Below are 11185 nucleotides of genomic sequence, written 5' to 3'. Positions count from 1 at the left end.
AAGTCCATGTTTTCGGCTGTTTAGGCCGGAATTACATATTAGCATTTTCAACTCTCGTTGTCAATAACTAATTTTCGTTTGTTTTGATCAATTCGCTTAGAGCCTTAACTTCTTGCACTTTTCGATCAATATGCGTCATATTGGCGCTCGGTTATAATAGCATTTTTAGAGTTTGATGTCAACAATAACTTTTATACTGACCTATACTGTAGGTTTCCTTAGGAGAATATTATATGTTATAACCCAAAAATAACAGATAGGTTATCAAGACTCTTAATTTGCAATTTTATACAAATTAATCTAAACTAAAAGGGCATTAATGCTTCTTCGGCCTAGAAATATCCCATTTTTATGGAACTTTAATTTTTAAAGGATTTAAGGAAGGGGGATTTATAATATGCTTGGTGATATTAACGATTTTTTAAAACAGAATTCTTGGGCTGTGATCGGTGTATCCAGTGACAAGGCTAAATATGGCTACAAGGTTTATAACCAACTAAAAAAAATCGGGCTACTCAGTTTATGCAATCAATCCCGGTCTTGATAATATCGATGGAGATCCTTGTTATCCTTCTTTAGCTTCATTACCGAAACGGCCTGATGCTGTCAGTCTTGTGGTTCCACCTAAAATTACGCAACAAGCCGTCCAAGATTGTATCGACCTTGGAATCAAGCGAGTATGGATGCAGCCCGGTAGTGAAAGTCAAGAGGCTATCCAGAACGGAGAAGAACATGGGATAGCCGTAATTCACGACCAGTGTGTGTTGATCCAAACACGCAACAAATTTATATGAATTCCAGGTCATTTGAACATACAAAAGAACATGCAAAAACCGCGCCTAAAGCGCGGTTTATTTAACGAATGGAGCGGGTGACGAGAATCGGACTCGCGTAACTAGCTTGGAAGGCTAGCGCTCTACCATTGAGCTACACCCGCAAGTGTGGTAGCAGGGGGGGGATTTGAACCCTCGAATGAGCGGGTATGAACCACTTGCCTTAGACCACTTGGCTACCCTGCCATGGCTCCCCGAGTAGGACTCGAACCTACAACCTACCGGTTAACAGCCGGTTGCTCCACCATTGAGCTATCGAGGAATAATATTTGGCGGAGAAGGAGGGATTTGAACCCTCGCGGCAGTTACCCACCCTAACGGTTTAGCAAACCGTCCTCTTCAGCCACTTGAGTACTTCTCCACAAATTTTTCTTAATTGGTGCGGAAGACGGGACTTGAACCCGTACGGTGTTACCCACACGCCCCTCAAACGTGCGCGTCTGCCAATTACGCCACTCCCGCATTTTTGCTGGAGCCATTGACCGGGATTGAACCGGTGACCTTATCCTTACCAAGGATACGCTCTACCAACTGAGCTACAACGGCATGTCAATTTTTTTACTATGGTGCGCTCGGAGGGATTCGAACCCCCGGCCTTCTGATTCGTAGTCAGACGCTCTATCCAGCTGGGCTACGAGCGCATGTTTGGAGCGGGTGACGAGATTCGGACTCGCGACTTTCACCTTGGCAAGGTGACACTCTACCACTGAGTTACACCCGCAAATGTTTGGTGGGCCATCCGCGACTCGAACGCGGGACACCCTGATTAAAAGTCAGGTGCTCTAGCCGACTGAGCTAATGGCCCATAAATATGGCTGGGGTGGGAGGATTCGAACCTACGAATGCCAGAGTCAAAGTCTGGTGCCTTACCACTTGGCGACACCCCAATCTATATATTAAGCCTAAGCATTTGCTCTAGGACCTAATACCTTGGTTGCGGGGGCCGGATTTGAACCGACGACCTTCGGGTTATGAGCCCGACGAGCTACCGCTGCTCCACCCCGCGACAATTGCTAAGCTTGAGGTAATATACCGTTAAGATATTCGTGTCCCTCACAGACTTAGTCTTTATTTATCCTAAGATCTTTAGTTCTTATACGATTATAATCGTATTTCGAATCTCGATCTTCGAATTCAAAATGGTGGGCAGGGATGGATTCGAACCATCGTACCTCGCGGAACAGATTTACAGTCTGTCGCCTTTAACCACTCGGCCACCTACCCATTTGTTGGACTACTAAGATATTATGGCGACCCCGATCGGACTTGAACCGACGATCTCCTGCGTGACAGGCAGGCATGTTAACCACTACACCACGGGGCCAAGTTCGACCTTCGAATTATGATAATGGTGGGCGATGACAGGGTCGAACTGCCGACATCCTGCTTGTAAGGCAGGCGCTCTACCAACTGAGCTAATCACCCTTATTTATTGGTGACCCGTACGGGATTCGAACCCGTGTAACCGCCGTGAAAGGGCGGTGTCTTAGACCGCTTGACCAACGGGCCACGTTTTTGAGAACTTTTTTAGTATAGCTGAACGATGACTAATTGTCAACTCTTTTTATGAGTAATTTTTAAAAATTAGATAGCCTTCAAATAAGCATCTACAATCTTAGTTAAGTTTAATATTAGTATAATTGAACTATACTGTATAAACAACTAACTTCTATATAATGTACGTATCGCTCATTTATATTCAATAAAATTAATTTGCACTACCCATATACTATAACGTCAGGATAATGCAAATAAAACAAAATTCCTATAACTTAATTAGTTATTTATTTTTTTACGTTACTAACAGATACATTACCGCCGTCTGCTCTTTTTCCGTTCCTTCGAGATGGACGCGCAAACCTTTCGTTCTTAATTCTGACAAACGTTTATTTGCCTCAAGAAGAAGTTCTTCGCGCTCACCATAAACTCTAGAATTAACTGGACAGACAGATACACATGCAGGCTCTTTACCTCTTGCCAAGCGATGACTACAAAGGGTACATTTCCCCACTTTACCGTTTGTCATGATCCTCATTGCATTATGTGGACATGAGGTTACACAAACATGACACCCAAGACATTTTGCATCATCTTGGATCACTAGCCCATCTTCCCCACGTTGAATAGCACCCACTGGGCATACAGCCTGGCAAACAGGGTCAGCGCAGTGTCTACATGACTGAGTATTATAATATCGAACCAAATGATCCTTTAGCTGTTCCCTCCGCCATACTCTTAACCACCAATCTCCTGTTTGGAGGCCATTTTCTTGTTTACAAGCAACAGTACAACTCTTACATCCGATGCATCGTGACTCATCGACTAGCATAGCATGCTGACTCATGATCCTTGACCCCCTTCGGCTTTAGCATTACACATAATGTTTTTGCTAATTAGGTTACCCCCAACAGGATCGGTAGCTACTGGAAAAAGGGTATTCGCTGGTGCTTGCCTATAAGGAGATTGTAATCCGAAATAGGGTTGGGTCGAGAGGAAGCCCCGTGGCACTGACTGAGTAATCTTCGCCGCCAAAACAATCGATCCCGCAACTGTCTCCACCCTAACCTTATCTCCTTCCTTGACTCCTATCTCTAAGGCGGTTAGAGGATGCATCTCCACGTAAGGTTGTTCCATCTCATTAGCCCAATCACTGTATTGGCATTCAGTATGGTAGTGGCTTGCCACCTTATTGGTGCTAAACAGATAGGGAAACTCTTCACGACTGAGTCCATTATTACCAGGGGCATCAAAGGTATCTACGTAATCAAGAGGAGCATCACTGACTCCTGTCAGCTCGACTTTGCCAGAGGACGTTTTGAAAACACCATTAGCAAATAGGCGCACGTTCTCCTTACCAATTTCCGAACAGGGAAAATGTACACCACCAGGGGTTGCAAGCATCCGTTCCCGACTAATTCCCGTGACATTCTTATTGTGTTTTCTTTCCAGCTCCCAAGCTGATTCAGAAGAATCTGGAAAATAGGATGAGTTCAAACCCATACGTTCTGCCAATAAACGGTAGAAATCTCCGCCGGATTTTTCCTCACCACGTATTTCAACCGTTTTATTTTTCCACTGCAAAACTCTATGCACACTTGGCTGGGCTCCGGCTTCTTCCAACCAGTGGGTCGCAGGGAGGACAATATCCGCTAGTACAGCGGAGTCATCCATTACCAAGGTATGACTGACCACAAAATCTAATCCCTCGATTGCTTTACTCATCCGTGCACTATCGGGCCAAGTTGCGCAGGGATTCCCTGAGATCAAAACCATTTTCACGTCTCCCTCTTCCATGTCTTTATAGAGGGCACTTGATGATCTCTTACGATCAGGCTTCATAACATCGTTAGGTTGAATCAAATTGCTAATACCACCTGTGTTATTGATATGCGAAATAATTCCCGACCCAGGTTTTCCGATATTCCCAAGTATAGCCATTAGTCCTTCAAACGCCCAAAGTGAAGCTCCTGCATTATTAACACAAACGATGCCCCGACCTTCGAAGAGCATGCCTGGCTTTAGCGTAGCTAAATCTTGAGCTAATTTCTCAATAACATTTTGGGGAACTCCTGTGATCTCCTCTGCACGCTTTGTTGTAAAAGTACTTACATCCTGTACCAGTTTTTCGAAGCCATTGGTATGCTTGGACACAAACGTTGGATCATAGAGGCCATTCTTGATAACATAATTCAATAACGCCATACCTAAGGCAGCGTCCGTTCCCGGTCTGATCTGGATAAATAGGTCAGCCGCCTGAGCAGTCTCTGTAAAGCGTGTGTCAATTACTACTACTCGCGTTCCTCTCCGCTTAGCCTCCGTAATCCAGTGGAATTGTCCCGCCTTCGTTTGGGCAGTATTGTTACCCACTATTAACAGGATCTTAGAATTGACTACATCTGAGAGAGGGCTTGTCCCAGAACCGTCTCCGAAAAGTTTCTTGCGCACATTCGCTTCTGAATCGGTACAGATCGGCCCAGTTCCGTAATTCACGAGACCAGTTAACTCTGAAAATATGCCATGAGCTAACTTACTGTAAGACCCACCGATTTTGGATGTAATGCCCACAATCGATCCTGTACCATTTTCCTTGATATACTGATTATATTTTTGGGCGATCAGATCTAAAGCCTCATCCCAGCTGATTCTCTCAAAGGTGCCATTGACCTTTTTCATAGGATATCTGACCCTATAGGGTCCATAAAGCGTTTGGGCAATTTCCATGGGCTTAGAACAAATTTTCCCTTTATTATACGGATTTTCCGGGTCGCCAAAAACCGCCTTAATTTTCCCCTCTTGATCTAGGCTAATTTTTATCCCACACCCACCGTTACAAAGACAGCAAATAGACGTACGTAATTCCTCGTCATGATCTAATGGTTCACTGCTTGAAGTTAGAGCTCTTGTTCTTACGTATGAACCCATTTTACTGACCCCCTCTCTCTACCGGCAAGTACCCAGGATATTCAATTGGATTTACTAACATTTTATTAAGATAATTAGGGTCAACTTTAGCCCTCTTCCGAATTAGGCCGCTCAGAATACCTGCGCCTTCGATGTCGCCCACCATGATCATTCCTACCAAACGCCCATCTTTAATCATGAACTTACGATAGAAGTTCTTATTGGGCTCATATGCCCTGAGCACACTACCCTCTCCAGGTGGCAAATTCACGAGTCCGGCAGAAATAATCCCTACTCCGGAGATTACAGCAGAGTTTACAGCCAGTGAACCAAGATATTTGCGCTTAACACCTGCCATGTTGCAACCAGCGACCGTTCCTTGTTCTGTTGCAGAAGGCCATATAGCATTCACGCTCTTTTCGCCACTTAAGAGATCGGATGCCTCTGCAACATCACCCGCAGCGTAAATATCTTTTACCGACGTTTGCATTTCATCATCAACGATAATGCCGTAATTCACTGACACCCCGCTATCACTGACCAGTTTTACATTAGGGCGAACTCCAACTGCTCTTATAATCATCTGACAAGGAATCTGTTCACCAGTATTCAGAAGCACTCCGGATACTGACATCCGTCCATCTGCATCCTCTTCACCCAGCACTTTAGTCACTTTGGTATTTAGGAGGACACGATAGCCGTCTTCTTCTAACCGCCTTGTCAGAATCTCTGCAGACTCTACATCAATGGAGTGCCTCAGGACTTGAGGGGCAGATCCAACAATTGTTACACTGATCCCCAGTTCATGAAGTCCATGGGCTCCTTTAAGCCCTACTAGACCAGCACCCATTACAACGGCAGATTTTACTTTTAGAGCAAACTCAGCCACGGCTTTAGCATCATCTAAGGTGCGCAGTTCAAAGATTCCCTCTATGCCACTTCCCTCAAGAGGAGGGTTAAACGGAGAAGAACCCGTGGCAATTAGCAACTTGTCATAAGTAACTTTTTCACCCGAGTCTAACAAGACACTTTTAGAATCAACATCCACCCTTACAACATATCCAACTTGAAAGTCAATCCCCGTTTCAGTGTAAAAAGCTTTATCTCGAATGTACACCATTTCTTCTGAAATTTCATTTCCTAAATAATAGGAGGTTAGGCAACGCGAATAGGGTAAACAATCTTCATTTGAAATCATGGTAATTTGTCCGTCTGGATCCAGACCCCGAATTGTTTCTGCTGCAAAAACTCCTGCCGCACTATTGCCGATAATGAGATAACGCATATCAATCACCCGCAACTTTCATTTCATATTCCTCTGGAGTACCATAAAATAAAGCTTGCCGGGAACATGATGCTACACAAGGAGGAATCTTTTCATCCTTGCACAGATCACATTTACTCGCTTTTTTTGCCTCGTTTAGTGGTGCGATGGCACCGAACGGACAAACCATTATACACATCCAACAACCAACACATTTATTAGTATTGTGAAAAACTTCACCTTCTGGGGAATACTGCATTGCTCCAGTCATACATGCCCTGACGCACATTGAATCCGTGCAGTGTTGACATACGGTAGCCCAGTATTGATTTCCTGGTCTTTTTACTTTAATCCGCGGTTGCGGAGATGGTTGTTCCATTTTCGTCATAAATATGCTCTGAGACTGAGAATGTTTTTCAAGACATGCTACTTCACAAGCCCGACACCCATCGCAACGTTTTGATATAAAAAACAATTTTTGCACACGCATCTACCCCTCTCTCCAACCGAATGCTAATCTCCTTGTACTCATTCTTTCCCGCAAAACACCGGTATACATTGCTAATAAATGATGTAAAACAGAACACGTAGGCATCCTCAATATTTGCTATGTACCTAATTTATCAAACTCCAAACGATATTAATGTCCAATTTTCGACTATATTCTTGTCTTATGCCTTGCAAATGACAAATGCTTTTATTTCCTTATAGAAAATGCATGTCTCCTATATTAAAGCATGCATTGTTTTAATTTGTTTAATCGGTAATAAATAAAAGAGGGGGCTAACGAAACCATTCGCTACGCCCCCCTTTTGTGTCATTATATTATGTTACAACCTTCTAAGATAAAAGTCGCCTAAAACCAATGGTTTTAGGCGACTTTCTGGGCTAAGTTTCGTTACAATCCCTTATTCGTATTTCTTATTCATATACTTCTTACGCAGATAACTAGAATAACAAACTGCCAAAGGATTATGACCTAATATACGGTCCTTAACTGCGAAGGTTGTGACTGGTACCTTCGAGTACTTATTGAATAACATATCATGACCAACGCATAAGCCTACTGCTATGTTAAGTTCAGTTCCATCATTTTCCAGGACTTTGGCTTGAAGTATTGGGTCACAAATAACTTCAATTTTATCCTCTTTCACTTTAGGTATTTCATAATCTTCTTTTTTAAGTCCACCTATTTTACAACAAGCTGAATATACCTCAAAATGTTGAGATAAAATCTTTTCTAAGACTGCAGCTTCCTCAGTTAAACCTACACAGAATGCCATTCCAAGTTTCTTGTAACCCATGTTCTTAGCAAACATAATCAATTCATCAAGGCGGCTAAGATTGTTACCATGTACCGCTTGGAAGCAACCACTGAGGCGATGAAAGGGTTTATTTTCTTCTTCGAGACATTCATCGAGTGTATATTTTCCCCCAGTACAATCAAAGCCTTCTTTATCACACATGTTTTTAGTCTTCATTTTACAGGATGCACACTGCATTAAGACCCCCCCTTATTTTATTTTATTTAATATAGGCATAATTTGGATTTATTTAGATATGAATGCCTACTAGAGGTAACACATACTTCAGACCAATATAGAACAAGACAAGTGCAAGGAACATTTTCATATAACGTGCATTGATATACTTAGACACTCGAGCCGCTACTACAGTACCAATGGCAACTCCCCCTAATTCAAAGGCAAGGAACTGAAGATCTAGAGCGCTACCCATCGAAAGATAGTTTAAAATACTGGTTGAAGATGATACTAATATGGAAAGAACAGAGGTTCCTGCTACAATGTACATTGGGAATCCCATCACACTCGTCATAAAAGGAACCAGTAAGAAACCACCGCCGACCCCCAAGGAGGCGGAGAGAATTGCTACCAAAAGCCCTGTAATAAAGACAGTAATGCCATTATAGTTAAATTCTTGACCAGCAAAGGTAAAGGTGTTTTGAATACCAATTTTTTTGAAGTTAACACCGATTTCCTTTAGCTCATTCATTTTGCCTGAGGCCTTAAGTTCTTTAACTTTTGCAGCAAAAGTATCATTAGCGGCTTTTACCGATTTTTGACTGTCTCTAAATTTAGCGGTACATTCATAAGCGATACGTAATGAGATACCTAAGGTGACTATACCAAAGTAAGGTTGGAAAGTTTTCATTTCTTTTAATAAGGAGGACGAAAGAGTAGATCCTATTAACGCACCAACGATTCCACCTAAGCCCAGAGCAACAGCGGTAGGTACAACAATTCGCTTCTCGCGAAGATATAAAGGAGTTCCAACGATTGGGCTGACAAGTGTCAAAATTTGGTTCATAGGCTTAACCATATTGGCATTCTTAAGTCCGAAAAGACTCATATGCCCTACCCCTGCCAAGATACCACCTGCTGCGCCTACAGATGTGAAAACATACCCTACGAAAATACCCCAAAGGATCAAACTAATGGGATTAGCGTCTACACCAGCTAATGCGAAATGCATAATACTTTCCTCCAATTTATTGAATTTTAAATTTTAGTTACTTCTGATGCTCTAGAAAAACCAAATAAACCTAATTTATATAACCTAGACTTAATTGGTTTTTCAAGCCATTTTCCTACTTGAAATAGAACGAATGTGACTAGATATACCCCAAATATACTGACTTTCCAGTTTACAAATGGAATCGTGATGTTTGGCCATTTCAAACTAATTACCCAAATTATAAGAACGTGAGGAGCTAATTTATAGATTGAATCTACCGCTACAGCTGCTAAATAATCAAAAAAAACTTCCTTCATTTCCACCTGAAGGGACTTATAGGCCTCTTCATCTCCGATTTCAACTGCCACATTTGAGAGATCGTCTAATTCCTGATACCGTTCTTTATAGCGCTGGACCTTTTTGGCGTGGGGGTCTTTAAGGAATTTCACTAGTTCAGAAACCATCTTCATAGCTAAACGCCTCTCTTGAAAAATTTTCGTTTACTAAAACAGCCCTGGCCTGCCTAGGCCTAGTTCTTCCTCCTTTCAGCTATCTTTATTTTTACTATGTGCTAAATTTATCAAACCCCGGTCAATAATAATGTCCTTATACTGACTTTATTATTGTCAAACATATTACCTTATTATTGTCAAGCTTATTACCTTATTCTGGTCAAAATTTTTACCTTATTTATGTCTTTTAAACGACTTTATTTAATCTCAAGGAGTGCTTTATTCTCATATGCGCATTTCTTAATGCATACATCACATCACCCCGCACTTTCTCATTAACTTAAGGTTCCACTTATACTTCATTGCGAATTGCCTATGTTATATCGTTGTCGACGTAAAGTGCTTCTACTGTTCGGATAAACTAAAGAGAGGCTAGCATTCTAGGCCAGCCTCTCTTAGACAATCCATTTACTCAACTTATCAGTATCGAGAATATACACTTCCTTATCTTCAATCGAAATGCTGTTTTCTTGTCTAAATATGTTAAGCAAGGAGGTAACAGTTTGTCTTGAGGTTCCTATCATACAAGCGATTTCGTCGTGGGTTAAGCGAAAGCTTATTTTCGTACCAATTTCCGTTTCAATTCCTGCACGTTCGGACATTTTAAGTAGTAACATTGCTAATCTGCCAGGCACCTGGAAACAAACCATTTCTTGAATAATTGCCTCAGCTTCTCTCATTCTAACACCTAAAGTTGTTGCAACCTTAATAGCAATGGAGGGATGGTTCACAAGTAATTCCTCAAAACGCGCTTTTCGTACAACAACCAAAGTGGCATCGTTGATTGCACCAGCAAAACAGGTTCTTTCCCCGTGGTACAAGGTTTCAGCTAAACCCATTAGCTGCCCCGTTGTTCTCATACTTCCTACAGTGACTCTTCGACCATCTGGGGTTATTCTATATATTTTCACAAAACCTTGCTCAATCAAGTATATTCGATCAGCTGTGTCCCCTTCAGAAAAAATTATTTGTCCTTTAGGATAATGAATTACTGTTCCATATTCTCTGACAAGGTTTTTTTCATATTCATCTAACGCAAGTGCTTCATGATTGATATTTTCCATTCTAGAGTATCCCCCCATATAAGTTATAGTTTATCACAAATTCCATATATCTACACCCTATATTTTAAAAGACAACTATTTCTGGCATGTTTGTTACCTAGCGATACGAAAGTCGGACGAGACTTTCGCCACACGGCGTCCCGGTAACGAACGCAAATAGACTACCTCGTTAGAGATAGTCTTTTACTTGTTTACCTGGCGATGACCTACTTTCCCAGGAGCTATGCTCCAAGTATCCTTGGCCCTGGAGGTCTTAACTTCCGTGTTCGGTATGGGAACGGGTGGAACCCCTCCGGCATGATCACCAGATGTCTGAGATTGGGCTGTCCTTGCGAACGCTGTTCTCTCAAAACTGCACAGAGTCGTTAATCTAGTCTCGTCGAACAAATTTGAGCCACTTACCTAGAGCGCTCATGTTAGGTCAAGCCCTCGACCTATTAGTACCAGTCAGCTCCACACCTCACGGCGCTTCCACACCTGGCCTATCAACCTGATCATCTTTCAGGGGTCTTACCAGCTTACGCTGTGGGAAATCTCATCTTGAGGCCGGTTTCGCGCTTAGATGCTTTCAGCGCTTATCCGCTCCGAATATAGCTACCCAGCGGTGCCTCTGGCGAGACAACTGGTACACCAGTG

Annotated in this window: 10 protein-coding genes, 15 tRNA genes and 2 rRNA genes; 2 read left to right on the top strand and 25 right to left on the bottom strand. The window is 42.4% G+C overall.

The window, feature by feature from the left end; genetic code table 11:
- The first annotated feature begins 397 nt into the window (after window positions 1-397).
- Entirely contained in the window at window positions 398-544 is a 147-nt protein-coding gene (locus UF75_RS31125; protein ID WP_348983087.1) for a CoA-binding protein, read from the top strand.
- On the top strand, window positions 528-794 hold the full coding sequence (locus UF75_RS22075) for a CoA-binding protein (RefSeq protein ID WP_348983088.1): 267 nt from the start codon (window positions 528-530) through the stop codon (window positions 792-794). Before UF75_RS31125 ends, UF75_RS22075 begins: the two co-directional genes overlap by 17 nt.
- Before the next feature lie 69 nt (window positions 795-863).
- Here the strand turns inward: UF75_RS22075 and UF75_RS22070 are convergent.
- The 25 genes from UF75_RS22070 to UF75_RS21950 form a co-directional block, all read right to left on the bottom strand.
- Window positions 864-937, bottom strand: a tRNA-Gly gene (locus UF75_RS22070).
- A 5-nt stretch (window positions 938-942) separates the two neighbouring features.
- Window positions 943-1019, bottom strand: a tRNA-Met gene (locus UF75_RS22065).
- A gap of 1 nt (window position 1020) precedes the next feature.
- A tRNA-Asn gene (locus UF75_RS22060) sits at window positions 1021-1095 on the bottom strand.
- Window positions 1096-1103: 8 nt separating this feature from the next.
- A tRNA-Ser gene (locus UF75_RS22055) sits at window positions 1104-1194 on the bottom strand.
- A gap of 16 nt (window positions 1195-1210) precedes the next feature.
- A tRNA-Leu gene (locus UF75_RS22050) sits at window positions 1211-1295 on the bottom strand.
- Between the two features lie 8 nt (window positions 1296-1303).
- Window positions 1304-1379 (bottom strand) — tRNA-Thr (locus UF75_RS22045).
- A gap of 18 nt (window positions 1380-1397) precedes the next feature.
- Window positions 1398-1474, bottom strand: a tRNA-Arg gene (locus tag UF75_RS22040).
- 5 nt (window positions 1475-1479) lie between these two features.
- A tRNA-Gly gene (locus tag UF75_RS22035) sits at window positions 1480-1554 on the bottom strand.
- Window positions 1555-1561: 7 nt separating this feature from the next.
- Window positions 1562-1638, bottom strand: a tRNA-Lys gene (locus tag UF75_RS22030).
- A 7-nt stretch (window positions 1639-1645) separates the two neighbouring features.
- Window positions 1646-1720 (bottom strand) — tRNA-Gln (locus tag UF75_RS22025).
- A 44-nt stretch (window positions 1721-1764) separates the two neighbouring features.
- A tRNA-Met gene (locus UF75_RS22020) sits at window positions 1765-1839 on the bottom strand.
- Window positions 1840-1973: 134 nt separating this feature from the next.
- Window positions 1974-2057, bottom strand: a tRNA-Tyr gene (locus tag UF75_RS22015).
- Between the two features lie 24 nt (window positions 2058-2081).
- Window positions 2082-2157: transfer RNA gene (locus UF75_RS22010), tRNA-Asp, on the bottom strand.
- 25 nt (window positions 2158-2182) lie between these two features.
- A tRNA-Val gene (locus tag UF75_RS22005) sits at window positions 2183-2258 on the bottom strand.
- Between the two features lie 8 nt (window positions 2259-2266).
- Window positions 2267-2342: transfer RNA gene (locus UF75_RS22000), tRNA-Glu, on the bottom strand.
- Window positions 2343-2625: 283 nt separating this feature from the next.
- Window positions 2626-3177: a 4Fe-4S dicluster domain-containing protein gene (locus tag UF75_RS21995; RefSeq protein WP_045576697.1), complete on the bottom strand. Its 552-nt coding sequence runs from the start codon at window positions 3175-3177 to the stop codon at window positions 2626-2628.
- Window positions 3174-5255, bottom strand: coding sequence for a molybdopterin-dependent oxidoreductase (locus tag UF75_RS21990; protein WP_045576696.1), 2082 nt, complete (start codon window positions 5253-5255; stop codon window positions 3174-3176). The genes UF75_RS21995 and UF75_RS21990 overlap by 4 nt, the downstream gene beginning before the upstream one ends.
- Before the next feature lies 1 nt (window position 5256).
- Window positions 5257-6519, bottom strand: a complete 1263-nt coding sequence (locus UF75_RS21985) for an FAD-dependent oxidoreductase (RefSeq protein WP_045576695.1) — start codon at window positions 6517-6519, stop codon at window positions 5257-5259.
- A 1-nt stretch (window position 6520) separates the two neighbouring features.
- Window positions 6521-6988 carry a 4Fe-4S dicluster domain-containing protein gene (locus UF75_RS21980; protein WP_045576694.1) on the bottom strand — a complete coding sequence of 156 codons (468 nt, stop codon included), beginning with the start codon at window positions 6986-6988 and terminating at the stop codon, window positions 6521-6523.
- Between the two features lie 418 nt (window positions 6989-7406).
- A complete protein-coding gene (locus UF75_RS21975) occupies window positions 7407-8000 on the bottom strand; it encodes a DUF1847 domain-containing protein (protein WP_045576693.1) in 594 nt (197 codons plus the stop codon).
- A 52-nt stretch (window positions 8001-8052) separates the two neighbouring features.
- Entirely contained in the window at window positions 8053-8991 is a 939-nt protein-coding gene (locus UF75_RS21970; RefSeq protein WP_045576692.1) for a sulfite exporter TauE/SafE family protein, read from the bottom strand.
- 26 nt (window positions 8992-9017) lie between these two features.
- The gene (locus UF75_RS21965; RefSeq protein WP_045576691.1) at window positions 9018-9443 is read right to left on the bottom strand and encodes a hypothetical protein; all 426 of its coding nucleotides are present in this window, start codon (window positions 9441-9443) and stop codon (window positions 9018-9020) included.
- A 437-nt stretch (window positions 9444-9880) separates the two neighbouring features.
- Window positions 9881-10549: a Crp/Fnr family transcriptional regulator gene (locus UF75_RS21960; RefSeq protein ID WP_045576690.1), complete on the bottom strand. Its 669-nt coding sequence runs from the start codon at window positions 10547-10549 to the stop codon at window positions 9881-9883.
- Window positions 10550-10742: 193 nt separating this feature from the next.
- Window positions 10743-10858: ribosomal RNA gene (gene rrf / locus UF75_RS21955) — 5S ribosomal RNA — on the bottom strand.
- 108 nt (window positions 10859-10966) lie between these two features.
- Window positions 10967-11185: ribosomal RNA gene (locus tag UF75_RS21950) — 23S ribosomal RNA — on the bottom strand; the annotation flags it as partial.

Origin of the sequence: Desulfosporosinus sp. I2 (genome assembly GCF_000960765.1) — a bacterium.
Lineage (GTDB): Bacteria > Bacillota > Desulfitobacteriia > Desulfitobacteriales > Desulfitobacteriaceae > Desulfosporosinus.
Note: the sequence above shows the minus strand (reverse complement) of the source record. Positions and strands in the feature narration are given on the sequence as shown.